Source organism: Lactobacillus sp. B4005, assembly GCF_026536045.1.
In the GTDB taxonomy this organism is placed as follows: Bacteria; Bacillota; Bacilli; order Lactobacillales; family Lactobacillaceae; genus Lactobacillus; species Lactobacillus panisapium.
On the sequence record NZ_JAFNOZ010000001.1, the window covers coordinates 163,409 to 188,667 of the forward strand.

The 25,259-nt window shown below is 38.7% G+C and carries 22 protein-coding genes; 21 read left to right on the top strand and 1 reads right to left on the bottom strand.

What is annotated here, in order from left to right; all coding sequences use genetic code 11:
* Positions 1 to 3 precede the first annotated feature (3 nt).
* The 18 genes from J3U73_RS00930 to J3U73_RS01015 all read left to right on the top strand — a co-directional run bounded on the left by J3U73_RS00930 (position 4) and on the right by J3U73_RS01015 (position 21,913).
* Positions 4 to 561, top strand: coding sequence for a tRNA (cytidine(34)-2'-O)-methyltransferase (locus J3U73_RS00930; RefSeq protein ID WP_220220954.1), 558 nt, complete (start codon positions 4 to 6; stop codon positions 559 to 561).
* Positions 562 to 563: 2 nt separating this feature from the next.
* On the top strand, positions 564 to 956 hold the full coding sequence (locus tag J3U73_RS00935) for a DUF1149 family protein (RefSeq protein ID WP_103752092.1): 393 nt from the start codon (positions 564 to 566) through the stop codon (positions 954 to 956).
* A 19-nt stretch (positions 957 to 975) separates the two neighbouring features.
* Positions 976 to 3,444 carry an FtsK/SpoIIIE family DNA translocase gene (locus tag J3U73_RS00940; RefSeq protein WP_267409343.1) on the top strand — a complete coding sequence of 823 codons (2,469 nt, stop codon included), beginning with the start codon at positions 976 to 978 and terminating at the stop codon, positions 3,442 to 3,444.
* 189 nt (positions 3,445 to 3,633) lie between these two features.
* Positions 3,634 to 4,362 (top strand): elongation factor P 5-aminopentanone reductase, encoded by a 729-nt coding sequence (ymfI, locus tag J3U73_RS00945; RefSeq protein WP_267409344.1) that lies wholly within the window; start codon positions 3,634 to 3,636, stop codon positions 4,360 to 4,362.
* 65 nt (positions 4,363 to 4,427) lie between these two features.
* Positions 4,428 to 5,510, top strand: coding sequence for a helix-turn-helix domain-containing protein (locus tag J3U73_RS00950; protein WP_267409345.1), 1,083 nt, complete (start codon positions 4,428 to 4,430; stop codon positions 5,508 to 5,510).
* Positions 5,511 to 5,541: 31 nt separating this feature from the next.
* Positions 5,542 to 6,102 carry a CDP-diacylglycerol--glycerol-3-phosphate 3-phosphatidyltransferase gene (pgsA, locus tag J3U73_RS00955; RefSeq protein ID WP_103752096.1) on the top strand — a complete coding sequence of 187 codons (561 nt, stop codon included), beginning with the start codon at positions 5,542 to 5,544 and terminating at the stop codon, positions 6,100 to 6,102.
* A 143-nt stretch (positions 6,103 to 6,245) separates the two neighbouring features.
* Positions 6,246 to 7,421 (top strand): ABC transporter ATP-binding protein, encoded by a 1,176-nt coding sequence (locus J3U73_RS00960; RefSeq protein ID WP_103752097.1) that lies wholly within the window; start codon positions 6,246 to 6,248, stop codon positions 7,419 to 7,421.
* Position 7,422: 1 nt separating this feature from the next.
* Positions 7,423 to 8,046 carry an ABC transporter permease gene (locus J3U73_RS00965; protein WP_103752098.1) on the top strand — a complete coding sequence of 208 codons (624 nt, stop codon included), beginning with the start codon at positions 7,423 to 7,425 and terminating at the stop codon, positions 8,044 to 8,046.
* 13 nt (positions 8,047 to 8,059) lie between these two features.
* The gene (locus tag J3U73_RS00970; RefSeq protein ID WP_103752099.1) at positions 8,060 to 8,995 is read left to right on the top strand and encodes an osmoprotectant ABC transporter substrate-binding protein; all 936 of its coding nucleotides are present in this window, start codon (positions 8,060 to 8,062) and stop codon (positions 8,993 to 8,995) included.
* Entirely contained in the window at positions 8,995 to 9,654 is a 660-nt protein-coding gene (locus tag J3U73_RS00975; RefSeq protein WP_220269368.1) for an ABC transporter permease, read from the top strand. Before J3U73_RS00970 ends, J3U73_RS00975 begins: the two co-directional genes overlap by 1 nt.
* 135 nt (positions 9,655 to 9,789) lie before the next feature.
* The gene (gene recA / locus J3U73_RS00980) at positions 9,790 to 10,902 is read left to right on the top strand and encodes a recombinase RecA (protein ID WP_220269369.1); all 1,113 of its coding nucleotides are present in this window, start codon (positions 9,790 to 9,792) and stop codon (positions 10,900 to 10,902) included.
* Positions 10,903 to 11,034: 132 nt separating this feature from the next.
* On the top strand, positions 11,035 to 12,666 hold the full coding sequence (rny, locus tag J3U73_RS00985) for a ribonuclease Y (protein WP_103752102.1): 1,632 nt from the start codon (positions 11,035 to 11,037) through the stop codon (positions 12,664 to 12,666).
* A gap of 156 nt (positions 12,667 to 12,822) precedes the next feature.
* Positions 12,823 to 13,818 (top strand): helix-turn-helix transcriptional regulator, encoded by a 996-nt coding sequence (locus tag J3U73_RS00990; protein WP_220269370.1) that lies wholly within the window; start codon positions 12,823 to 12,825, stop codon positions 13,816 to 13,818.
* A gap of 23 nt (positions 13,819 to 13,841) precedes the next feature.
* Complete coding sequence (locus J3U73_RS00995; RefSeq protein WP_267409346.1) at positions 13,842 to 15,656, top strand: FAD-dependent oxidoreductase; 1,815 nt, start codon at positions 13,842 to 13,844, stop codon at positions 15,654 to 15,656.
* Positions 15,657 to 15,674: 18 nt separating this feature from the next.
* Positions 15,675 to 17,471, top strand: coding sequence for an FAD-dependent oxidoreductase (locus J3U73_RS01000; protein ID WP_267409347.1), 1,797 nt, complete (start codon positions 15,675 to 15,677; stop codon positions 17,469 to 17,471).
* Positions 17,472 to 17,775: 304 nt separating this feature from the next.
* Complete coding sequence (locus J3U73_RS01005) at positions 17,776 to 18,786, top strand: helix-turn-helix transcriptional regulator (RefSeq protein ID WP_267409348.1); 1,011 nt, start codon at positions 17,776 to 17,778, stop codon at positions 18,784 to 18,786.
* Between the two features lie 20 nt (positions 18,787 to 18,806).
* A complete protein-coding gene (locus tag J3U73_RS01010) occupies positions 18,807 to 20,606 on the top strand; it encodes an FAD-dependent oxidoreductase (RefSeq protein ID WP_267409349.1) in 1,800 nt (599 codons plus the stop codon).
* Positions 20,607 to 20,755: 149 nt separating this feature from the next.
* The gene (locus J3U73_RS01015) at positions 20,756 to 21,913 is read left to right on the top strand and encodes a glycosyltransferase family 4 protein (protein WP_103752106.1); all 1,158 of its coding nucleotides are present in this window, start codon (positions 20,756 to 20,758) and stop codon (positions 21,911 to 21,913) included.
* Positions 21,914 to 21,926: 13 nt separating this feature from the next.
* Here the strand turns inward: J3U73_RS01015 and J3U73_RS01020 are convergent, their stop codons facing one another.
* Positions 21,927 to 22,589: a YigZ family protein gene (locus J3U73_RS01020; RefSeq protein ID WP_220269375.1), complete on the bottom strand. Its 663-nt coding sequence runs from the start codon at positions 22,587 to 22,589 to the stop codon at positions 21,927 to 21,929.
* Positions 22,590 to 22,636: 47 nt separating this feature from the next.
* On the opposite strand from J3U73_RS01020, the gene J3U73_RS01025 reads away from it, so the two are divergent.
* From J3U73_RS01025 to hpf, 3 genes are all read left to right on the top strand, one after another.
* A complete protein-coding gene (locus J3U73_RS01025) occupies positions 22,637 to 23,920 on the top strand; it encodes a helicase-related protein (RefSeq protein WP_267409350.1) in 1,284 nt (427 codons plus the stop codon).
* A complete protein-coding gene (locus J3U73_RS01030; protein ID WP_220269377.1) occupies positions 23,917 to 24,606 on the top strand; it encodes a ComF family protein in 690 nt (229 codons plus the stop codon). Before J3U73_RS01025 ends, J3U73_RS01030 begins: the two co-directional genes overlap by 4 nt.
* A gap of 83 nt (positions 24,607 to 24,689) precedes the next feature.
* Positions 24,690 to 25,238, top strand: a complete 549-nt coding sequence (gene hpf / locus J3U73_RS01035) for a ribosome hibernation-promoting factor, HPF/YfiA family (protein WP_103752110.1) — start codon at positions 24,690 to 24,692, stop codon at positions 25,236 to 25,238.
* The last annotated feature ends 21 nt before the right edge of the window (positions 25,239 to 25,259 follow it).

The window sequence follows — 25,259 nt, forward strand, 5'->3', positions numbered from 1 at the left end:
AAATTGACTAATCACGTTGTTTTATATGAGCCTTTGATGCCAGCCAACACGGGCAATATTGCTCGTACTTGTGCAGGCACCAATACTGTTCTTGATTTAATTGAACCATTGGGTTTTCAAATTGATAATAAAAAAATGAAACGTGCTGGACTTGATTATTGGGATAAAGTTGATGTACGTTTACACGATGACTTGAATGCTTTTTTAGCTAGTTTGGGTCCAAATGATGAAATGTATTTGATTTCTAAGTTCTCTGCTAAAAACTACGCTGAAGTAGATTACACAGACTCAAATAAAGATTATTACTTTGTTTTTGGCAAGGAAACTACCGGATTGCCCGAAACCTTTATGCGCGAATATTATGATCGCAACCTGCGAATTCCTATGTCGGATAACATTCGGTGTTATAATTTAGCAAATTCAGTTGCGATTGTTTTACTTGAAGCATTAAGACAGCAAGGATTTCCACAACTTGAGACAAGTCATCACTATGAAAATGACAAGTTAAAGGATAATTACAATCGCCCTGAAAGATATGAGCGTAATCTAAAAGGAGAATAACAATGGAATTTAATAAAGAAACACCTGTTTTGGTAAAGAATTTTCACTATGATCTAAATGAAGAAGCTGAGACTAAGGATGAAGTTAACTTCGGCCTGAAAAAAGTTGAAAAGCAAAATGAGGATGGCACAACTGATGCCGGTGAAGACGGTAACTATTTTGATATTACGGTTGTGTTTGATGTTGCTCCAGCGCCTGGCGATTTTTCGGTTAGCGGCATGATTAGTCAAATAGTTCAGATTAAGGATTATTTTGGCGATGGCAGTGACCTTTCCAAAGCTGACTATAAAATCTTAAGTCGTCCGTTAGTTGAATATATTGAGACTTTGACTTATGAAGTTACGCAAATTACGCTGGATGAACCGGTTAATTTGAACTTCCAAGCCAATTTTTAATTCTTAATTAGGTGCCGTTATGCCTAAGAAGAAGAAAAAAACAACAAAAGCGCGAAAAAAGACGCAAAATGCGGGCATTACCTGGGCGGTAGTCGGTCTTGTTGAAATAATTATCGTTTTCTTAGCGGTAGCTAAATTTGGTATTTTAGGTAAACAGATAGCCAACATTTTCCGCTTATTTTTTGGTGATTCTTATTTGCTGACTGCCGGATTATGTGCAATTTTTGGCTTAGTGATGTTAATTTATAATAAGCCGATGCACTTCAAGTTTAAACGCAGCTGTGGCTTATTTTTAGCTATTTTGGGCATTTTATTGATTCAAAGCAGTATTTACTTCGAACGTGAACTAGTGAATAACGCTTTTATGAATGTTTTTTGGCATGAAATGTCAGCCGAATTCGGTCGTGCTGCAATTACCAAGTCCGTGGGCGGCGGGGGAATTGGAGCAATGTGTTATCAGCTTTTTTACCCATTGCTCGGCCATATTGGTTTGCGCGTTTTTGCCGTTTTATTTATCCCAATTGGCATTTTGATGTTTTTTGACGTGAAGTTTGTTGATGTAATTAATAAATTTCAAAAGTTTAGCCAGCTTTTTATCAGCAAAAATAAGGAAGCGGGAACTAAACTAAAAGATAAATATAGTTCGCTTCGAGAAAAGCAAGCCGAAAAAAAGCAGGAACAGCTGGCAAAGGATTTTCACGATCCGCTTTCTTCTGAATCACCTGTGTTTCCAAATGTTGATGACTTTACCGACAAAAATGATACTGAAACGCAGGCAGATAATCAGGAACCGGATGAAGATATCTCCCAAATTGATTTTGCACTTGATGAAGTCGCACAGTCTGAACCAGAAGAATCCAAAGAACAAATTCAAATTTCAAGCCATGATGAAAGAAACTCATTTGCTAATAAGACAAATTTTGAACCAGATGATAAGGATTTACCCAAATCCCATTCGTTTGACGACGAAGATGAAAAAATGAAACAGGAACTCGGTAGCGTCGATCATGGTGACCTTGAGCAGAGCGCTACTTCAAGGCCTAAGGTGGAGTATAAGAAGCCACCAATAACTTTGCTTGATCCGGTAAAAAACACTGATCAAAGTGCTGATAAAGCTTCAATTAGAAAAAATACGCAAAAATTACAAGCTACTTTTAAAAGCTTCGGTGTGAACGTTATTATTAAACGGGCAATTTTAGGGCCAACAATTACGCGTTACGAAGTTCAACCTGCTGTGGGCGTGAAAGTTAGCAGAATCGTCAATTTAGCGGATGATTTAGCGTTAGCTCTTGCTGCCAAGGACATCAGAATTGAAGCGCCAATTCCAGGTAAACCATTTATTGGAATTGAAGTTCCAAATAGGGCAACTTCAGTGGTGGCATTTAAGGATGTTATGCAAAATCAGGATGCTAAAGCAAAAGCTGACCCGATGGAAGTTCCCCTTGGTAAGGACGTAAGTGGGCAAATCATTTCGGCTAATTTGGCCAAAATGCCCCACCTCCTAATTGCCGGCTCGACGGGTTCTGGTAAGTCAGTTGCCATTAACACCATTTTGACAAGTATCTTAATGAAAGCCACGCCAGATCAAGTTAAACTGATTTTAATTGATCCGAAGATGGTTGAACTGTCAGTTTATAATGGTGTTCCTCATTTGCTTATTCCCGTTGTTACCGACCCTAAGCTAGCTGCTAATGCCTTAAGCAAGGCTGTTAAAGAAATGGAACGACGCTATAAGCTCTTTGCTGCTAGTGGAGCCCGTAATATGGGTGAATTTAACGAAAAAGTCCGTATTAATAATCAGGATAAGACTAAACCCGTAATGAAACCATTACCTTACATACTGGTCGTAGTCGATGAGCTGAGTGATCTGATGATGGTTGGCGGTCACGATGTCGAGGGTGCAATTGTGCGGCTGGGCCAAATGGCGCGTGCGGCTGGTATTCACATGATTTTGGCTACTCAACGGCCTAGTGTTGATGTTATCACCGGTTTAATCAAGGCGAATGTACCTTCAAGAATCTCCTTTGCGGTTTCAAGTGGTGTAGATTCAAGAACTATTTTGGATCAAACTGGAGCAGAGAAACTTTTGGGAAGAGGAGACATGCTCTTTATGCCCGTTGGGGCATCAAAGCCTGAACGTATTCAAGGTGCCTATATTGCCTCTCATGAAGTGGAAAAAGTTATCTCTTGGGTAAGCAACCAGCAAAAACCTGAATATGATGAAGGAATGATTCCGCAAAAAAATGAGGAAACTGCTGAAAATAATTCCGATGAGCCAGAGGATGAGTTTTACGAGCAAGCAGTTGACCTGGTAAGACGGCAACAGACGGCTAGTGTTTCGATGTTGCAGCGCCGCTTCCGCATTGGCTATAATCGTGCAGCGAGAATTGTTGATGAAATGGAAGCAAAGGGAGTAGTTGGCCCTTCAGAGGGCTCTAAGCCACGACAGGTGTTATTACCACCGTTAAAGGAGGATGACAAAGGATGACAAAGGCTAAATTTTTAAGAAAGTTTAGCATGTCTAATTTTTGTTCAGTTTTCCGAAAAAATAATGGTAAAATTAAACCGAATATGGACACAAAGTTGAAAATGTAGCGTTGTTTTAGCAATTATTCTATAATTGCAGTACTGTTTTTGCTTGCTGGTTCATAAATAAGTAGTAAAAGGGAATGTTGTGATGCGACGAGCGATTGTATTTGGTGCAACCGGCGGAATCGGTCAGGCGATTTGTACTGAACTAGCACAATCTGGCTGGTCTTTATATCTTCATTGTCACACTAAGTGGCAAGAGGCTTGTCAATTGAGCCAAAAGCTAATGCAGCAATATCCAGAGCAGGATTTTATTCCAATTAGACTAAGTTTTTTAGCTGAAAATAGCGACTTATCAAAGTTCGTTCAAGACTTGTTACCGCTTAATGCCGCTGTATTTGCTCAGGGTATTACGGATTATCATTTTGTAAATGGGCAAGAGATGAGTCAAGTTGACGATATGATTAAGGTCAACTTAACAACGCCGATTAAACTAGCTGGACTTTTAGAGCCGCTTTTAACTAAAAATGATTTTAGTCGGATTGTTTTTCTGGGTTCAGTCTATGGCAAACAGGCTAGTGCGCTTGAAGCTGTTTATAGTGCAACTAAAGCCGGACTTACGGCTTTTAGCCAAGGATATGCACGAGAGGTGGCTTCAGCTAATTTAACGGTCAATGTTGTTGCCCCCGGTGCGGTTGATACGGCAATGAATGCCATGATTTCGACGGAAGACATGAACAAAGTAAAAGAAGAAATTCCAGCTGGGCGCCTCGCTAGGGGAAGCGATGTTTCTTACTGGGTCAACGTTTTGCTTGACAAACGTTCTAGTTATTTAACAGGTCAGACAATTTATGTAAGTGGTGGATGGCTTATATAATGGTAAAAGTAATTAGTAGTATATGTTATACTCAAAGTGTAAATTAGAAATTAAAAGAGGTAACTATGGCAGATATCGGAGACAAATTACGCAGTGCCAGAGAGGCAAAGGGACTTTCAATTGAAGATATTGAAAAAGCAACCAAAATTCAAGGTAGATATCTGACGGCAATTGAACAGGATGAATTTGACAAACTCCCTGGTGATTTTTATGTGCGTGCTTTTATTAGACAATATGCGCAAGTTGTTGGTTTAGATGGCAAACAACTGCTTAGTGAATATCATAATGAAATTCCGCAAGCGGAACCTGAGGAATACGTTGAGGATTCAATTGATAATAAGAGTGAGGAAGTCCGCAAAACAACTAGTAGCAAAAAGAAACTTTGGAAAGAATATCTTCCCCGAATTATCGTTGGGGTAGGTATTATTGTCGTTATTTTGGTTTGTTACGTTGTTTATGCGCATTTTTCAGCTGGTAATAATCAGAGCAATAATAATTCTGCTAATGACGTATCGGTTTCTTCCGATAATACAAACAAGCCGAAAAAGCAGAAGAAAATTAAGAAGAGCTCTGTCAAAATCAAGGAATTGGCCACGGCGCAATACCGTGTTACTGGCTTAAAGAAGAACCGTAATTTGGTTGTTCGTGCTGGTGAGCAGGCTACTAACGTTTCTATTTCAATCAATGGTATCCACCAATTTTCACAGGTTTTGAACCCTAATCAAAAGCATACTTTGAATTTACCAACTACTGCTCAAACAGTAACGGTTACTTTTGGTAATGGTTCTGGAACATCCATTTCTTTTGGTGGCAAAAAAGTACCATATGATACGCAAACAACTGGCAATACTTTAACCTTCTATATTGGTAAGCAACACCGTGTAAACCAATCTAATACGACTAATAATAGTAATTCGACTACTAATAATTCAACTACTGGTCATTCGGGTACAACTACCAACCAGCAACAGAACCAACATCAAAATAGTGGAACTACAAGCAACCAGCATACTGGTCAGACTAATAGTCAAACTGGTGGCCAAGGTGGTCAAACTGGCCAACAGACTGGACAAGCAAATAATAATGAACAGAGCGGTGAAACTAATCACTCTGATAGCTCTTCAAGTAATAGTACTGATGGGAGATAATGAGCTATTCAATTAGGAGGAAAAGTAAAGAATGAATTTACCCAATAAATTAACGGTTTTTAGAATTATTTTAATTCCGGTATTTATGTTAATTATAATTTTTGGTGGTGATGCCAGTACGCAAGTTGCTGGAACAACTGTCTACTGGAAATTAGTTATTGCTGCGATTGTTTTTGCGGTTGCTTCGGCTACCGACTGGTTTGATGGTCACATTGCCCGTTCACGCAATTTGGTAACTAACTTTGGTAAATTTGCCGACCCGTTAGCAGATAAGATGTTAACGATGACAGCATTTATTATGTTGATTTCCTTGAAATTGGCACCGGCTTGGGTTGTTGCCATTATTGTCTGCCGTGAACTAGCAGTAACCGGATTACGGTTAATCTTAGCTGAAAACAAGGGCCAAGTGATGGCAGCAGAAATGCCAGGAAAGATTAAGACCACTTGTCAAATGTTGTCAATCATCTTTTTATTGATTGGTGACTTCTACCATATTGGTACGATTTTACTTTACCTTGCGCTAATCTTTACCATCTACTCAGGATGGGATTACTTCCACAGTTCATGGGATGTATTTAAAGGGTCAATGTAAGTTTATGAGAATTAACTAAAAAACACCAACTTTGTTGGTGTTTTTTGTTTGCTCTGATATCGCCATTTAACGTTCTCATTTGCCAAGCTCAGTTTAACTTGTTAGGATTAAATTAGAAATAAAATTGAAAAAGGGGGAATTTTATGGTAAAGGAAATACCAATGGTTGAATTTAAAAATGTGACTAAGATTTATCCGAAGTCAAAACAACCAGCAGTTGAAAATATTAATTTCAAAATAGATAAGGGTGAATTTTGCTGTTTAATTGGTACCTCTGGCTCAGGAAAAACCACGTTAATGAGAATGATTAACCGGATGAATAGTATAACTAAGGGCGAGGTTTTAGTTAACGGTAAAAACGTGACAGAATTTAACCCGGTAAGTTTACGCCGGCGAATAGGTTATGTCATTCAAAATAATGGCTTAATGCCACACATGACAATTAGGGAAAATATTGTTTTAGTACCTAAATTATTAAAATGGCCTAAAGAAAAATTAGCTGAGGAAGCTAAACGATTAATCAAGATGGCAGAATTACCGGAATCATTTTTGGATCGCTATCCGGTTGAATTGTCAGGTGGACAGCAACAACGAATTGGTGTTGTTCGGGCATTGGCTGCAAATCAAAATTTAATTTTAATGGATGAACCTTTTGGTGCACTTGATCCGATTACTCGTGAAAGTTTGCAAACACTGGTACAAAATTTACAAGTGCAATTGGGCAAAACGATTGTTTTTGTAACGCATGACATGGACGAAGCTCTCAAATTGGCTACTAAAATTGTCGTTTTGCATGATGGGCAACTTATTCAGGTAGGAACACCTGAAGAAATTTTGCACCATCCGGCAAATGACTTTGTTAAGAGCTTAATTGGTGAAGAGCGTCTGTCAGAAGCAAAATATGAAACGGTCAAAGTTAAGAATGTGATGACAGCTCCTGTCAAAATTAATTTAGGTGCATCGCTTACTGATGCGTTGACCATGATGAAAGAGCACCGCGTTGATACCTTACTGGTAGTTGATGATGATAATCACTTAAAAGGCTATATTTCAATTACTGACTTGCAGCGTAAGTATCCTGAAGTAAGTACTGTAAGTGATATTATGTTGCCAGTTACTGCCACTGTGGAATCGGATGAATATTTGCGGGATAACTTTAGCCGCATTTTAAGTCGCAATGGGCAATATATTCCAGTGGTTGATTCTGCTAATAAACTAGTTGGAATCGTTACTCGCTCTAGTTTGGTAAACGTTGTTTATGAAAAAATTTGGGGCGACAAGAGTACGTTAAAGACGCAGACTGAAAAGAAGGCGAATTAAAATGTCAGCTTTTATGGCTCAGCACGGTTCCGAATTGTTAGTTAAAACCTGGCAGCAAATTTATATTTCTGCAATTTCGCTTGCACTGGGAATAATTGTCGCAGTTCCTTTAAGCGTCATTTTAATGAAATTTCCGCGAACAGCAAAAGTTGTAATTGCGCTTGCCAGCATGTTGCAAACAATTCCGGCACTAGCATTATTGGCAATGATGATTCCCTTCTTTGGCGTGGGCCGAGTGCCTGCAATTGTGGCTTTATTTCTTTATAGTTTAATGCCAATTTTACGTAATACTTATGTGGGCCTGATGGATGTCAATGCGGATACGGTCGATTCAGCTCGTGGGCTTGGCATGACAGAAATGCAATTGATTTTAAAAGTAGATATTCCATTGGCAATGCCAGTGATTATGGCTGGAATCCGTTTATCAGCCATTTATGTGATTGCTTGGGCAACCTTGGCTTCATACATTGGTGCAGGAGGCCTAGGTGATTTTATCTTCAATGGCCTTAGCTTGTATCAGCCCGACCTAATTTTTGGTGGTACTATTCCGGTAATTATCCTAGCTCTGTTAACAGATTATTTACTAGGTAAATTGGAAAAAAAGATCACGCCAAAAGGCATATAGGGAGGCTAACATAATGAAAAATTGCTTTAAAAAATTAACATTATTGATTACTGCTTTTTTGGTTATGCTGGCTACCAGTGGTTGCGGTTTACCAGGATTATCTGACAGTCAAGGAAGTAACGAAAATATTAGAATAACTGCGTTAACAACGACTGAATCGCAAATTGTTGCTAATATTGTGGCGCAACTTATTGAACACGAAACGCCATATAAAACTTCGATCGTAAATAATTTAGGTTCGGCACCTATGCAGCACCAAGCGCTTTACCGCCATGATGCCGATATTCAGGCAGCTGCCTATGATGGTGGTGAACTGACTGCCAATTTGTTATTGCCGGCAATCAAAGATTCAAAAAAGGCTAATAATACGGTTCGACGCGAAGTAAAGAAACGGTGGGACCAAACGTATCTTCATACTTATGGCTTTGCCAATAATTATGCATTCATGGTTAGGGCAAAAGATCAGAAGAAATACCACCTGTACAATATTTCAGATCTAAAAAAGGTGCAAAATAAGTTTTCCTTCGGGGTTGCATCTGAATGGGTTAATGCCCCAGGAGTCGGCTATCCTGCTTTTCAGACAGCTTATGGTATAACTTTTGCCAAAGCCCACCCGATGAACATCGGGTTAGTTTATTCAGCTTTAAAAAACGGTAAAATGGACGTTATTTTAGGTTATTCAACCGATGGCCGAATCGATAGTTATAAGCTGCACTTGTTAAAAGATGATAAACACTTCTTTCCACCGTATAATTGCGGCATGTTGATTAATAACTATGTTTTGCGCGAGCACCCGGAATTAAAACCACTTTTAGAGCGGTTAGTAGGTAACATTAGTGTTCATGATATTCGTAAAATGAATTATGACGTTGATGATAAGCTGCTTGAACCGTCCACAGTGGCGCACCAATTCTTAGTAAAGCATGATTACTTTAGAAAGGAGAAATAATGGCTAGATTATCTTTATGGCAGCAATTTATTTATTATTATCAACATAATGGCTTTTATGTGCTTGAACAGTTTAATCGAACTTTCCTAATTTCGATTTATGGCGTGTTATTTGCGGCCATTATTGGAATTCCGTTAGGTATTTTTATTTCACGTAATGCCCATTTAGGTGATTTTGTCGTTGAAATTGCTAACTTTATTCAAACTATTCCTTCGCTGGCATTACTGTCAATTGTGATGATTGGCTTGGGATTAGGCGTGATGACGGTCATTTTTACTGTTACGCTATATTCTTTGTTGCCGATTATTAAAAATACATACACTGGGATGCGCAGCGTTGACAAAAATGTAATTGATTCTGGTAAGGGCATGGGTATGACTAAATGGCAGGTATTGCGCATGGTTAGATTGCCTTTGTCAATGTCAGTTATTATTGCTGGCCTAAAAAATGCGTTAGTTATTGCCATCGGAATTACTTCGATTGGCTCCTTTGTTGGTGCAGGGGGTTTAGGTGATATCATAATTCGTGGTACCAATGCTACTAATGGTAGTGCAATTATTTTAGCTGGTGCGTTGCCAACCGCACTAATGGCAATATTGGCAGATGTCATTTTAAATTTCTTACAAAAATGGTTACAACCGAAAGGATTAAAAAAATAAATCGGCTTTTTCGCGTATTTAGTAGTGAAGGAACAAATTTAAACGTTTGTTCGCTTATTTCTTGCAAATATATACTAAATCAAAGTATAATTAGTACGTATTAAATTGAGGATTATACTAGAGGAGGAAAAATACTTGGCCAAAGATGAGAAACAGGCTGCATTAGAAAATGCACTGAAGAAAATTGAGAAAAATTTTGGTAAAGGTGCTGTTATGCGCATGGGCGATAAGGCAAATACTAAAATTTCGACCATTCCATCTGGTTCGCTTGCACTTGATGCAGCTCTTGGAGTTGGCGGCTATCCGCGTGGAAGAATTGTTGAAATTTATGGGCCTGAATCTTCAGGTAAAACTACCGTAGCTTTGCATGCTGTAGCAGAAGTGCAAAAGCGCGGGGGAACAGCTGCCTATATTGACGCAGAAAACGCAATGGATCCAGCCTATGCAGAAGCACTTGGAGTTGACGTTGACTCACTTATTTTGTCACAACCAAATACAGGTGAGGAAGGCTTGCAGATTGCTGACACGCTGATTACTAGTGGCGCGATTGACATTTTGATAGTTGACTCAGTTGCTGCTTTAGTGCCCCAAGCTGAAATTGATGGTGAAATGGGCGACAGCCACGTCGGACTTCAAGCACGGTTAATGAGTCAGGCTTTGCGTAAGCTTTCTGGTAATATCAATAAAACCAAAACAATTGCTATTTTTATTAACCAGATTCGTGAAAAAGTTGGGATTATGTTTGGTAATCCAGAAACCACACCTGGTGGACGTGCACTGAAGTTTTATTCGACAATTCGGCTAGAAATCAGACGAGCTGAAAAGATTAAGCAGACTGGTGGAGAGATAACCGGTAATCGTGTCAAGATTAAAGTTGTCAAGAATAAGGTTGCGCCGCCATTTAAGGTTGCTGAAGTTGATATGATGTATGGTAAAGGGATCTCACAAAGTGGTGAACTTCTCGATATGGCAGCTGATAAAGATATTATTGCCAAGGCCGGTTCGTGGTACTCGTATAATGAAGAGCGAATTGGTCAAGGACGTGAAAACGCCAAGAAATACCTTGAAGACCACCCAGATATTTATGATGAAGTCCAACAAAAGGTACGTCAGGCATATGGCATTGATGAAGAATCTGTTGCTGAACGCGAAGATCCTGAAAAAATCAAAGCTAAGAAAACAAAAGAGACTGAGAGTAAAGAAAAGGAAGCTTCTGATAAAAGAGAAGCAGATAGCAAAAGTAACTAAAGTCGAAGAGATTAACCTTGACCTGTAAAATAGGTCAAGGTTTTTTTCTACTTAATTGACATCACCACCACGGTTCATTATTATTAATACTGTGTGAATAATCTTAAAAAAATAAAAAAGGCGATAGTAATCATGACAAATACAATTTTGATTCCCGTCGCAGTTGCTATTATTTCAATTTTATTGGGAACAGGTATTGGATATGCTATTCGCAAGAATGGCTGGGAAAAAAGAGCGCAAAATGCTCAAAACGATGCCGACCATATATTAACCGAGGCAAAAGCACAAGTAGATGCTGCAAAAGCTGAAGTCAACGCACAAAAGCAAGCAGCAGATGCTTTAAAGCAAAGTGCACAAAACACGAAAAAAGAAAAAATTCTTGAAGCTCAAGAAAAGATTCAAGAATATCGACAAAAAGTTGAGGATGAGTTAAACGTCAAGCGCGATGCGATTGCACGTGATAATAACCGTTTACAGCAAAGAGAAGATACTCTTAATCACAAGAATTCTTTGATGGTAGAAAGGGAGGATGAACTCAAGGAAAAGGAAAAGCAGCTAGCTAAAGAGCAAACTGATCTAGATCAAAAAGTTCAGGAAGCTGATGAACTAGTTGAAAAGAGCCAGCAAAAGCTCTATGAAATTGCTCATTTAGATAAGGAGCAGGGTAAGAAACTGGTGCTGAGTCAATTATCAGATGAGTTAGTCAAAGAACGAGCAGAAATGATTAGAAATAGTAATGAAGAAGTTCAAGCTAAAGCTGATCATTATGCACACAAAGTTATTATTGACGCAATTCAAAGCAGTTCTGCCGATACTGTGGCAGAAACAACGGTATCGGTTGTAGATTTGCCAAATGAAGAAATGAAAGGACGAATTATTGGTCGTGAGGGCCGTAATATTCGCTCCTTTGAGGCACTTACTGGAATCGATTTAATAATTGATGATACACCGAAAGTTGTTACTCTAAGCGGTTTTGATGCAATCAGACGAGAAATTGCCAAACGAGCAATGGAACGTTTGATCAAGGATGGCCGGATTCACCCAGCTCGAATTGAAGAGATGGTTGATAAGGCACGTAAAGAAGTTAATGATGATATTTATGAAGCTGGAGAGAGCGCTTTAATGGAATTAGGAATTCATAAAATGAATCCTGAGCTTGTTAAAATACTTGGTCGGCTAAAATATCGGACTTCTTACGGTCAAAATGTTCTTGGCCATTCGATTGAAGTTGCAAAACTAGCCGGTACAATGGCGGCTGAACTAGGTTTAAATGAGAAATTAGCGGTTCGCGCGGGATTATTACACGATATTGGAAAAGCCATCGATCATGATATTGAAGGGTCACACGTTGAAATTGGTGTAGAATTGACAAGAAAGTATCATGAACCAGATGTTGTTGTTAACGCAATTGCAGCGCATCACGGGGATGTGCCGAAGTTATCGTTTATTGCTGAATTAGTTGTTGCAGCAGATACGATTTCATCGGCTCGTCCAGGTGCCAGGAGTGAAAGTTTAGAAAATTATATTAGAAGATTGACTGAACTGGAAAAGATTGCTAATAGATATGATGGGGTTAAGCAGGCATATGCCATTCAGGCTGGACGTGAAGTTCGGGTAATGGTTGAACCAGAAAAAATTTCTGATGATCGCATCACAGTATTGGCACGTGATATCCGAAATCAAGTTGAAAAAGAGCTTGATTATCCTGGTAATATTAAAATTACAGTTATTCGAGAAAAACGAGTAGTTGCAGTTGCAAAATAAATAAAAGGTTGAACTTTTATAGTTCAACCTTTTTTGTTTGTTCTAAAATAAAACTAAAAGCATAATTGTTGGCGCGTTTAAGCATAAAATTGCACCAAAAAGCATATTTTTAAAAAATGAAAGGGTATACAATACGAATTAGATAGGAGGACAATGATGGATCAAGCAGTCGCTAAAGATCTAAAAGGCTTTTTGCAAGAACTAGGATATCCGTTTGATTCTATTTCAGCTTTGCTAGATTCTGGAAATATGACGCGTTATTTTAATTCAAAGTGGCTAAAAAGTTCACATTCATTTGCCATATTAGATCAAAAAGCAACTGATGAGCAGCTGTTAGCTTGTAGTGATGTAAGCAATATTTACCAATTTGTTCCTCCTTATTTTGCCGCGCTATCTAGTAAAAACGGGTTGCAGGCAATCGAACGGCTTTCATCATACGAGCAATTAATTGGGCCAATTGAGATTGGTACTTTCAAAGAGGGGGAAAAGCTAAGAGTTCATATAAGCTATTTAGATGATTCGCGGAAAAATTCTAGGTTTAGTCTATTGGTGGATCAAATCTCATTGATTAGTTTGCTTAGGACTGGGACCGGTAAGCTAATTAAGCCATTATCAATTGGCAGTAAATTTAATTATGGTAAGAAAATAACTGAATACTTAGGACTTAGTGCCCAAAGCTGCCATGATAATTACTTGGTTTTTAGTAAAAGCGATCTGTTAAAACCATTTTTAACCCAAAATGATATTATGTGGAATTTTATGGAACCAGGATTAAAAAAATATATCAGTGACTTAAAGGTTGATCCACCATTCAAGGCAATAGTGCAGAATACCTTGTTTAAACTAATTGCTGGCGGGAATTTTCAATTAAAAGATGTTGCTAATGCGCTAGGAATATCACCGCGAACTGTTCAGCGATGGTTAAAAAATGAGGGAACAAGTTATAAAGAGCAAGTTAATGAAGTCCAAAAAATTTTGGCACTTAATTTGTTACAGGATGCGACACTAAATACAGCTGAAGTCAGTTTTTTAGTCGGTTTTAACAATGTGACTACTTTTTACAAAGCATTTAAAAGGTGGACAGGGAAAACTGTCCTGAAATACCGACACCAAATGATTATTAATAAAAATAGTATTAATGCCGCTAGCTAATTATGCAAAAAGAGGATAGAAAAATGTTTTTGCAAGATAATGATTCATGGAATGCAGTTTATGATGTGGTTGTAGTTGGTTTTGGTGGTGCTGGGGCAACAGCAGCTCGGTTTGCAGCGGATAACGGGGCCAATGTTCTTTTAGTCGATAGCGCACCTGAAGGACATGAAGGTGGTAATACCCGTTATTGTGGTCAAATTGTTCAGGCAGGTTATGATTATGATCAATTGAAAAAGTATTACCAACAATTAACTGCCCCTCTTGATTTAGATGAAAAAGTTTTAGATACCTTTATTAAAGGGATGGTGGATTTACCGGCTTATTTTGAAAAATATTTAGGCGGAAAAGCCTTTAGTGTTCGCAAAAATCCGGGAAATAAGAACGTAGCACTTTTGGCATACATGATTGCTGAATACCCCGAATTTGAAGGTGCGGAGACAAATGATGATCTCTTAATTCATGACCGAATTTTTGATGCGGCATTGTGGAAGAAACTACGGCAAAATGTACTAGACCGCAGTGATCAGATTTCGGTTTTATATTCAACGCCAGCCAAACACTTAATTCAAAATGAAACTAAAACAATTATTGGTGTTCAAATTGAAAATAATGGTCATTTGTTCAATGTTAAGGCTAAAAATGGTGTGGTTCTGGCATTAGGCGGCTTTGAAAACAATGACCAGATGATTCAAGATTATTTGGGAGAAACGAAACTTTTACCATACGGCACTCTATATAACAAGGGCGACGGAATCAAAATGGCTATAGAAGTTGGTGCTGATTTGTGGCACATGAATAATTATGAACCAGGCGGTGCCGTTAATATTGCAGCGCCAAAAGGCGAACGTGCTCATAATATCATGGGCTGGAAAGCTTTGTTTGAGGGTTCACTAATTACGGTTGGTGATGACGGTACCCGCTATATTCCTGAAGATGATCCAACCCGTCATGGTCATCGCTATAACCATGGTTTATGGCGGATTCCCCTTGCTCAAATTCATCCGCATTTAATTTTTGATCAAAAGAAATATGACGAATTTTTGGCTGAAGATTTAGATAATTTCCAGCGCGAAGTTTTAAATAAAGTAGTTAAGTCTGACACAATTGCTGATTTAGCAAACGAAATTGGCGTTAAAGAAGAAACCTTACAAAACACACTTAAAACATATAATTTCTTTGTTGACCAAGGTGTTGATTATCAATGTGGTAGAAAGCCAGAAACGATGGCTAAACTTTCCTTGTCTGGCCCATTTTATTCTTTGAAACAGCAGCACACGATGCTTAATACTCAAGGTGGACCAAGACGAAATGAAAAGGCGGAAGTACTTGATACAGACCAGCAGGTATTACCACATTTGTACGCTGCGGGTGAGCTAGGTCATATTGGCGCTAACCAATATAACGGCGGCGGAGATATTGCCGATTGCTTGATTTTTGGCAAGATTGCCGGTGAAAATGCTGCTAAACCAAAGGAAAACGATACTGTGACTGGGGCAAGCGCGCAAGTAAACGAGCAGGTCGATTCGACATCGTTTCCAGTTCCTCTTGCAGCTGAAAACGATTATCCAACCAGTAAAAACCAATATATTGGCAAATCAAGTAGCGGAATGGGTAATGAAATAGTTGTCCGGGTAACCGTTGATGAGCAACAAAAACCGGCTAAAATTGAGGTCCTCAAGGAAAGTGAGTCACCTGATTATGGCGGTCAAGCAATTAAGCAGCTTCAAAAACAAATGGTAAAAGATAAGACTGCAAACGTTGATGTTGTATCTGGTGCTACTTCAACAAGTCGGGCATTTAAGGAAGCCGTCAGTGCTGCTTTAAAGCAGGCTAAATAAAATTAAAAGAGGCAAAAAATGGCTAATTTAAAAGACGGAATTTATCATGGCAGCGGTTCTGGCAATCGTGGCGAAGTCAAGGTATCCGTAACTGTAAAAGATAACCAGATTAAGGCAGTTCATGTTGATGATCAAAATGAAACCGAAGGTATTAGCACAGACGCACTTAAAAAGGCTCCGGAATTGATAGTTGCTAAGCAGTCTTACAATATTGATGCCGTAACTGGTGCTACGATTAGCTTTCAGGCTGTCGAAAAAGCTGTCAAGGACGCTTTGCTTAAAGCGGGAGATCCTAGCGGGCTTGATCAGAAGGTTGATTTACGAACAGCTAAAAAAGAAGGTAATGAAGATTATCGCTATCTTGATCCAGACAAAATCCACTTTGAAAAAGAAACTGAGGTATTAATAATTGGTGCAGGCGCTGCTGGTCTTGCAGCCGCAATTTCTGCTCGGCAAAAGGGCAAGGCGGTTATTTGCCTTGAGTATGCATCAAGCTACATGTTGTCAGATATGACCTTATCAGGCGGTTATTATAATGCAGGTGGCGGTACAAGCTTGCAAAAGGCCCAAGGAATTACGGATTCAAAGGAAAATTGGAATAATTACTTAAAGGCAGTTGGTCAAGGGTATGAAGATCCCGATATGCGTGAAGTAATCGTTGAACACGGTGCTGAAGATTATGAGTGGTTGGCTAATGATGTCGGAGTTAACTTTCAGGAAGTTCAGCAAATCGGTAATGAAGAAGCAATGAAAAAGTATGCTGTTCCGGCAGCCCGCTCACACTTGACTGTTGAAAAAAGTGGCTACGGTCTTTCCAAACCTTTATTCAAGCGTGCTCAAAAATTAGGTACTGAGTTTATTTTTAATATAACAGCAGAAAGTTTAATTACCAATCAAAGTAACCAAGTTATTGGCGTGCATACCAATAAAGGCAATTACCGCGCTCAAAGCGTGATTGTTGCTACTGCTGGTTTTTCGCGTAATAAGGAAATGCTCAAAAGTTTTGCCCCGGATTTTGCAGTAGGAGAATCATATGGCTCAATTAGGCAAATGGGCGATGGAATTCGAATGGGTGCACAAATAGGTGCCAAGCTAAAAGATATGTGGATGCCGATTGCCAATTCAATTGGAACACAATCTGGTGATAATGTTTGTATTGGACCTTTATGTACTGCTTGGACCAAGCCTTATATTTGGGTTGGTACTGATGCTAAAAGACATTTTCGGGAAGACATGTATTTTGAATTTGCTTCTAAAAAAATTGCCAGTCTGGATCAAGGTTTTGTGTGGTTACTTTTTGATGAGGGAATGGCAAATGAAATGCCGACAGCCTTTTCTGCCCCGGCCGCTTCGCCACATTTGAAACGAGAAGTTGAAGATGGCTATTTTAAAAAGGCAGAAACCATTAAGGCTTTAGCTGAACAAATTGGGTTAGATTCGACCGTTTTGCAGGCAACGATTACTAAGTGGAATAATGATGTTCTTAAAGGGCAAGATACGGAATTTGGTCGTGAAAAAGACCTGACGGCTTTTAAACCACCATATTATGCTGCCAAATTAGCTCCTTCAACTCCAGATATGGCAGGAGGCTTAAGCATCAATCGGAGAGCTGAAGTTTTGGATAATCAAGATAGGCCAATCGCTAATCTATACGCGGCTGGCAGTACTACTGGTGGTTGGCGGGGCATGACTTATCCTGGCTGCGGCATGGGCATTACCAACGCAATTGTTTTTGGTCGTATTGCTGGTGTTAGTGCGGCGAATAATGCAACTAAGAAAGTCGATGCCAGCTCTGGTGCCTCGCAGCACGACTAATAATAAAGAGACTGGGAAAACCTATTCTTTTAAACTATCAGAAAACTTGATCTAGCATGGTGAGAATCCCAAAATTAGGTTAGTTTAATAAATTTCAACAGAGGACTAATTCTTGATATTTAATCTAAGGGTTAGCCCTTTAGTTTGGCTTTAATTTTTTCAGTTAGGGAGAGGGACTTTCACTAGCCACTTTTGCTAATGAATAATTAACTTTTGATGACGCTGTTTGCCATAAAGTGACGCAAAATAACATATTTAAATATAATGAAAGGGTATACAATACAAACCAGGCGGAGGATAAGAGATGGATTTAACGGTATCTCGAAAGTTAAAAAATGTATTACAAAATTTGGGTTATCCATTCAATTCAACTTCAGGGGCATTGAACACTAATATAATTGATAAAAATCTGAATACTAAGTGGACTAAAGATTCGCTTTCTTATGATGTTCTAGATAAGGAAGCAACCGATAAGCAGCTTTTGACTTGCTGTGATGTCAGTATTTTTTATCAATTCGTTCCTCCTTATTTTGCCGCACTTTCTAGTAAAAATGGCTTGCAGGCAATTGATCGGCTTTCGTTATATGAACAGCTTATAGGTCCTATAAAAATGGGTGTTTTTCGGGAAGGTGATAATTTTCGTATTCATATTAGTTATTTAGAAGAATATTGTAAAAATTCGAGGTTTAGTTTATTAGTTGATCAGATATCTCTAATAAGTTTGATAAGAACAGGTACTAATAAAGAAATTAGACCTGTTTCAATCGGGAGTCAGTATTCATATGGAACAGAAATCACAAAATATTTAGGAATAAAGCCGCAAAAGAGTTATGACAATTATTTAGTTTTTAGAAAAAATGATTTGGTGAAACCATTTTCTACTCAGAATGATATTATCTGGGATTTAATAAAGCCCGGTCTCAAGCAACATATTGAAGATCTTGATATTAACCATACTTTTTCTGCTACAGTTCAAAATATCTTATTTAAGTTAATTGCTGGCGGTAATTTTCAGTTAAAAGATGTAGCGGATAAAGTTGGAATTTCATCACGAACAGCCCAACGCTGGCTGAGAAAAGAAGGTACAAGTTTTGAAGAGCAACTAACAACTGTTCGAAAAGTTTTAGCACTCAATCTTTTACAGGATATTACATTAAGTACCGCAGAAGTGAGCTTTTTAGTTGGTTTTAAAGATGTAACTTCATTTTATAAAGCTTTTAAAAAGTGGACTGGAATGACAGCGTTAAATTATCGTCATCAGATGATGCTAAAGAACAAAGGATTTAATTTGAAAACTGTATTTCATCAAAAATAAGGAAAGCAGGGGAAAATACAATGGCTAATTTAAAAGACGGTGTGTTTCAAGGCACTGGAACAGGCAATCGTGGATCAATCCAGGTTTCCGTAACGGTAGAAAATAATAAGATTAAAAATGTTAAAATTGACCATCAAAATGAGACAGTTGGTATTAGCACAGCTGCCCTTGAAAAGGCACCTAAATTAATCGTTGAAAATCAATCGTATAACATTGATGCAGTTACCGGTGCAACCATCAGTTTTCAAGCAGTAGAAAAGGCTGTAAAAGATGCTCTGTCTAAAGCTGGGGATGCAACCGGACTAGATAAAAAAGTTGATCTAAGAAAAGTTGCTAAAAAGACTGACAAACAAGATTACCGCTATTTGGATCCGGAAACTTTAAGATTTGAAGAAAAGACAGATGTTTTGATTATTGGTGCTGGAGCCGCGGGATTGTCAGCTGCGATTACGGCTCGGCAAAAGGGTGCAGCGGTAATTTGTCTTGAATATACCTCTAGCTACATGCTGTCTGATGCTACACTTTCTGGTGGCTATTATAATGCTGGCGGCGGAACTAGCTTGCAAAAGGCACAGGGAATAGAAGATACAAAAGAAAACTGGAATGATTATTTAAAAGCTGTTGGCCAAGGGTATGAAGATTCTGACATGCGAGAGACGATCGTAGAACATGGCGCTGAGGATTACGAATGGCTTGTTGATGATATCGGGGTTCACTTTGAAGAAGTTCAAGAAATAGGTAATGAGGAAGCCATGAAAGCCTATGCCAAGCCAGCTGCAAGGTCACACGTTACAGTAGAAAAAAGTGGTTATGGCATTACGACGCCTTTATTCAATAAAGCTAAAGAATTAGGTACTAAGTTTATTTTTAATATAACCGCCGAAAACCTAATCACTGATAAAAGTAATCATGTTATCGGGGTACATACAAACAAAGGCAACTTCTGTGCTAAAAGCACCATAGTAGCAACAGCCGGTTTCTCACGAAATAAAGAAATGCTTAAAAGCTTTGCCCCGGACTTTGCAGTAGGGGAATCATATGGCTCAATTAGGCAAATGGGCGATGGCATCACCATGGGAGCACAAATTGGAGCTAAATTAAGAGATATGTGGATGCCAATAGCTACTTGGGTTGCAATTAAATCCGGAGATAATGTTAGTATTGGGCCATTGTGCCCATCATGGACAGACCCATATATTTGGGTAGGAACGGATGCTAAACGACATTTAAGTGAAGATACCTATTTTGAATTTGCAGCTAAAAAAATTGCCACTTTAGACCAGAGCTTTGTTTGGATAGTCTTTGACCAGGATATTGTAGACAAAATGCCAACCGCTTTTTCAGCACCAGCGCCATCCCCACATTTAAAACGAGAAATTGAAGATGGGTATATTAAGAAGGCAAGTACTATTGAGAAACTGGCTGAATTGACTAATTTAGATCCGACGACATTAAAAGAAACAATTAATAAATGGAATAATGATGTTGAAAAAGGTGAAGATACTGAATTTGGTCGTAAAGTTGATCTGACAAAACTAAAAACCCCACTTTATGCTGCTAAAATGTCGCCAGCAACTCCAGATATGGCCGGTGGTTTGACTATTAATAAGAAAACAGAAGTTTTGGATAATCAGAATAATTCAATTACTAATCTATACGCTGCTGGCAGTACTACAGGTGGCTGGCGTGGCATGGTTTATCCTGGATGCGGAATTGGCATCTCTAACGCAATTATCTTCGGTAGAATTGCTGGCCAAAGTGCAGCAGAGAATGCACAAATTGCAACAGATACTAGTTCTGGTGCCTCGCAGCACGACTAATAATAAAAGTGGATTCGTCAAGAATCCACTTTTAAGTTAATCATTAATATTTAGTCGGTAAGCTTTTAATCAGCTTTGGTGGGAGTGATTTGTACATTTTTGATCAAGTCTGTATAATTAAAGCAACTAATTTATGAAAGTAGCCGACTATGTATAAAATTATCGTTGAATTATTTTTCTTAGTGATCATTCAAGCAGCAATCACGCCATTTATTCGTAGACTTGCCTTTGTTTTAGGGGCTGTTGATGTTCCTAATAAGCGGCGGGTTAATAAAAAGCCGATGCCCACTCTTGGTGGACTAGGCATTTTTGTTACTTTTAATATCGGGGCGTTTATTTTGCTGCGAGAGCAATTCCCTACACATGAGGCTTTTAGTGTCCTCTTGGGCTCAAGTGTTATTGTGTTGACAGGGATAATTGATGATATTCTCGAACTTAAACCACGTCAAAAAATGTTTGGTATTTTTATTGGCGCCCTGATTATTTATTTCTTGGCCGGAATTAAGATGAATGTTCTCAATCTCCCGTTTGTAAATAAGCAGATTGATTTAGGCTGGTGGAGTTTACCAATCACGATTTTTTGGATTTTGGCCTTAACTAACGCCGTCGATTTAATTGATGGTCTTGATGGCCTGGCTGATGGTGTATCAATGATTTCGCTTATTACGATGGGGATTGTCGGCTACTTTTTCCTGCATACCAACCAGCTGTATATTCCAATTGGCTGTTTCATGTTAGCTGCCTGTTTGCTGGGCTTTTTGCCGTATAACTTTCATCCAGCCAAGATGTTCTTGGGTGATACTGGGGCACTGTATATTGGTTTTATGATTGCCGTTTTTTCACTTAAAGGGTTAAAAAACGTAACTTTTATCTCAATGCTAGTGCCAGTCACGATTTTAGGTGTACCAATTACTGATACTATTTATGCAATGATTAGGCGTAAACTTAATAATCAACCAGTTTCGCAGGCAGATAAGCATCACTTACATCACCAACTGATGAAAATGGGGTTAACGCACCGGCAGGCCGTTTTAGCAATCTATGCGATTTCGTTAATTTTTTCATTTATTTCCCTGCTGTTTTTATTGTCACCCGTATGGGGAATGTGGCTACTGATAGCAGGATTAGCTTTAGCACTTGAACTATTCGTTGAGTCAATAGGTTTACTGGGAGAAAAATATAAACCTCTGCTAACGTTGATACAAAAAATTATCAGTTCCCGCAGTAAGAAAGATCCAACTGTTGAAGTATGGCATCTGGGGCAGGCTAAACCAGAACAATTAAAGAAGAAAAATAAAAAGGACTAATTTAGTCCTTTTTTTAGTGCTCATGATAATGATGGTCGGTAATTTCGATTTCGTTATACCGCTTTTCACCCTTAGTAAAAGTTACTTTGCCCGCAAGTAAGTTGCTTAACTTTTCTTCTAACTCAGCTTGCTCTTGTTCATTAATAAAAAGATGAATTACAACATCTACGCCATAAGTGATTTTTTCAACGTAAATTTGCTCGTTTGTCAAAAAATGATTTACTTCATCAAAGCGATTATAGGCTACATGAAAACTAAGTTCTTGCTGCAATACGCGCTTGACAACGCCGATTGCCTCAGCTCCCTTAGTAACACTGTTAGAGTATGCGCGGATTAATCCACCTGCACCCAGCTTGATGCCACCAAAATAGCGGGTAACTACTACCGTGACATTTTTGAGTTTCATGAGCTGCAATGCTTTTAATTCTGGGACGCCGGCTGTTCCCGATGGCTCACCATTATCACTGGCTTTCACATGATCGTCGTTTAGTCCGATAGTATATGCAAACGTGTTATGAGTTGCATCGTGGTATTTTTTGCTGACTGCCGCAATCACTTTTTCTGCGTCCTCGACTGTTTCAGTACGGGCTAGTGTTGCGATAAAGCGACTTTTCTTAATCACTATTTCATGCCAACCATTTTCTTTGATGGTTAAATAATTTTCTTCTTTAGTCAAAAAAATTTGCCCCCTTTTTGCGTACTTAATAGCGGAGGAGAAAAATAATGGAAAATTTATCAAATCTCGCTGGCCGCCAATGGATTAGCAGTCACAAGGATTTTAGCATAATTGCGGGATTAACCAAAACCAGTGCAATCAGTGCTGGTCACTGTAACCGTTGTGGAGCAAAAGTTTACGCCCATTTACCTAATAAAAAACGATATTGCCGTGAATGCATTGGAATTGGGCGAATAGTCGAGGGGGATTTTTTAATACGTTATCAAAATGAGGTGAGTTTTCCTACAAGAAAAAATGGTGGCTTAACCTGGACCGGCAAATTAACTGGGGCACAAGCAAAAATTGCGCATAACTTAGTAACAAATTTTCGGTCAAAACAGGACACCTTAGTTCATGCAGTTACAGGGGCAGGAAAAACCGAAATGCTTTTTCCGGTAATTGCTGAATGTATTGCGCAGGGAAAGCGCTGCTGTATCGCAACACCACGCATTGATGTTGTCAATGAGCTCTTTCCACGTTTTCAGGCGGCTTTTAGCGAAATTGAGATTGGAAAATATCATGGTCAAGAATTTAAGCAGCCTGGACTAGAGCAATTGACAATTTGTACTACGCATCAACTGCTTAAGTTTTATCATGCTTTTGCTTTATTAGTGATTGATGAGGCAGACTCCTTTCCCTACGTTGAAAATCGCCAACTTCATTTTGCTGCTAAAAATGCTGTTAAGAACAGCGGCATGCGTGTTTATTTGACGGCAACGCCAACTGCTGACTTGTTAAGTGAAGCAAAAGCCGGCAAGATTGACATTTTGCGTTTAAACAGGCGATTTCATGGTGGCCTTTTACCCGTCCCAAGAGAACAGTTATTTTTAAAGCCGTTTTTGGCACATGGCAAAATTCATCCCAAACTGTTAAAAGCAATTATTACTGCGCTTAAAAAGGGCCATCCTTTATTATTATTTGTTCCGCGAATTGACCAGATACCCGATTACATAGCCGCCCTGAAAAAAGTAAAAATAATTAATCAGGTAAAGATGGCGGGCGTCTGGGCCCAAGATAAGAATCGCTTGCGTAAAGTGCAGATGTTTCGAGACGGCGAATTACAACTGCTCGTGACGACAACGATTTTGGAAAGAGGCGTAACGTTTAAACATGTCTGGGTAATTATTGTTCAGGCTGACGATCAAATTTTTACTGCGGCTAGTTTGGTTCAAATCGCAGGTCGAGTTGGTCGGGCGCATGATGATACTACTGGGTTAGTTTTGTTTTGCTATCGCAAATATACCAAAAATATTCGGGAAGCTAAGAACCAAATTGAGGCGATGAATAAATGAGAAGATGTCTGCTTTGTGGGCAAAAGTTTGCCGCCCAGCTTTCTTTGCGTGAGCTTTTCCTATTATCCAAAAAGCCGGAGCAAGTTATTTGCTTTCATTGCCGGAGCAAGTTTGTGCAGCTAAAAAGTTTGCGTTGTCAAATTTGCTCCAAAGAATTAGATTCAGGTCAAATCTGCTCAGATTGCGAAGCCTGGAAGAGAAAATACACAGGAAACTTGCTTAGAAATTATGCCGTTTTTAAGTATAATGATGCCTTTCACGAGTTGATGGTGAATTATAAACGTTATGGCGATTATATTTTAAGAAAGGTCTTACAAGAATTATGTTGGCAGGAATTGGGAAAGCACCGAGCAGATTTTTACGTACCAATTCCGACGGCACCAGAACATATACAACAGCGGCAATTTGATACAATCAGTGCAATTTTTGCCGATTTAGTTCCATTGACAACAGTTTTAGGTAAAAAAAGTGGAGTAAAGGCTCAGGGGGAAAAGACGCGTAAAGAGCGCTTATTGAGTAAACAGAGTTTTTTTGTACTAGAAAATACTAATATTAATTTTAATTTTAAAAAAGTTTTACTTTTAGATGATATTTACACAACTGGCAGGACGCTTTATCATGCTCGAAATGCTCTTTTAACGGCTTTCCCTCAAGCTAAAATAGCAAGCTTTTCGATTTGCAGGTAGAATAATGTTGTTCAGCGCTTTCAAGTTTTGTTATAATGTAAATAAGAAAAGACTGCAGGGTGCAGTTGAAAGGAGAATCTCATATGTTAAAGTATAATGTTCGTGGTGAAAATATTGAGGTAACTGATGCTTTAAGAAGTTACGTTGAAAAACGCCTGAAGAAATTAGAAAAGTATTTCGACTTGAATCAAGATATAATCGCCCATGTAAACCTGAAGGTTTATCGTGATCGGACTGCTAAAGTTGAAGTTACTATTCCACTTCCATACTTAGTATTGAGAGCAGAAGAAACAACCGATGATATGTACCGCAGTATCGACTTTGTTTCTGAAAAATTAGAAAGACAAATAAGAAAATATAAGACCCGGGTTAACCGCAAGAGTCGTGAAAAAGGAATTAGTGATTTCTTTGTTGAAAGTTCTGAAGAAGAAACTAAAGATAAAGAAACAAGTGAATTCACGATTGTTCGTAACAAGCAAATTGGTTTGAAACCAATGAGTCCTGAAGAAGCTATTTTACAAATGAACATGCTAGAGCATGATTTCTTCGTATTTCAGGATGCTGAAACAAATGGTACTAGTGTTGTCTATCGCAGAAATGATGGTCGTTACGGCTTAATTGAAACAAAATAAATAACTGCTATTTAAGTGAGG

What these genes read in the sequence shown, in the direction of transcription:
- J3U73_RS00965 (WP_103752098.1), top strand. Translation starts at nt 7,423, where the DNA reads ATGTCAGCTTTTATGGCTCAGCACGGTTCCGAATTGTTAGTTAAAACC.
- ymfI (WP_267409344.1), top strand. Translation starts at nt 3,634, where the DNA reads ATGCGACGAGCGATTGTATTTGGTGCAACCGGCGGAATCGGTCAGGCG.
- J3U73_RS01005 (WP_267409348.1), top strand. Translation starts at nt 17,776, where the DNA reads ATGGATTTAACGGTATCTCGAAAGTTAAAAAATGTATTACAAAATTTG.
- J3U73_RS01025 (WP_267409350.1), top strand. Translation starts at nt 22,637, where the DNA reads ATGGAAAATTTATCAAATCTCGCTGGCCGCCAATGGATTAGCAGTCAC.
- J3U73_RS00970 (WP_103752099.1), top strand. Translation starts at nt 8,060, where the DNA reads ATGAAAAATTGCTTTAAAAAATTAACATTATTGATTACTGCTTTTTTG.
- J3U73_RS00950 (WP_267409345.1), top strand. Translation starts at nt 4,428, where the DNA reads ATGGCAGATATCGGAGACAAATTACGCAGTGCCAGAGAGGCAAAGGGA.
- J3U73_RS00975 (WP_220269368.1), top strand. Translation starts at nt 8,995, where the DNA reads ATGGCTAGATTATCTTTATGGCAGCAATTTATTTATTATTATCAACAT.
- J3U73_RS00935 (WP_103752092.1), top strand. Translation starts at nt 564, where the DNA reads ATGGAATTTAATAAAGAAACACCTGTTTTGGTAAAGAATTTTCACTAT.
- J3U73_RS01010 (WP_267409349.1), top strand. Translation starts at nt 18,807, where the DNA reads ATGGCTAATTTAAAAGACGGTGTGTTTCAAGGCACTGGAACAGGCAAT.
- J3U73_RS01000 (WP_267409347.1), top strand. Translation starts at nt 15,675, where the DNA reads ATGGCTAATTTAAAAGACGGAATTTATCATGGCAGCGGTTCTGGCAAT.
- pgsA (WP_103752096.1), top strand. Translation starts at nt 5,542, where the DNA reads ATGAATTTACCCAATAAATTAACGGTTTTTAGAATTATTTTAATTCCG.
- rny (WP_103752102.1), top strand. Translation starts at nt 11,035, where the DNA reads ATGACAAATACAATTTTGATTCCCGTCGCAGTTGCTATTATTTCAATT.
- J3U73_RS01015 (WP_103752106.1), top strand. Translation starts at nt 20,756, where the DNA reads ATGTATAAAATTATCGTTGAATTATTTTTCTTAGTGATCATTCAAGCA.
- J3U73_RS00990 (WP_220269370.1), top strand. Translation starts at nt 12,823, where the DNA reads ATGGATCAAGCAGTCGCTAAAGATCTAAAAGGCTTTTTGCAAGAACTA.
- J3U73_RS00960 (WP_103752097.1), top strand. Translation starts at nt 6,246, where the DNA reads ATGGTAAAGGAAATACCAATGGTTGAATTTAAAAATGTGACTAAGATT.
- hpf (WP_103752110.1), top strand. Translation starts at nt 24,690, where the DNA reads ATGTTAAAGTATAATGTTCGTGGTGAAAATATTGAGGTAACTGATGCT.
- J3U73_RS00995 (WP_267409346.1), top strand. Translation starts at nt 13,842, where the DNA reads ATGTTTTTGCAAGATAATGATTCATGGAATGCAGTTTATGATGTGGTT.
- J3U73_RS00940 (WP_267409343.1), top strand. Translation starts at nt 976, where the DNA reads ATGCCTAAGAAGAAGAAAAAAACAACAAAAGCGCGAAAAAAGACGCAA.
- J3U73_RS01030 (WP_220269377.1), top strand. Translation starts at nt 23,917, where the DNA reads ATGAGAAGATGTCTGCTTTGTGGGCAAAAGTTTGCCGCCCAGCTTTCT.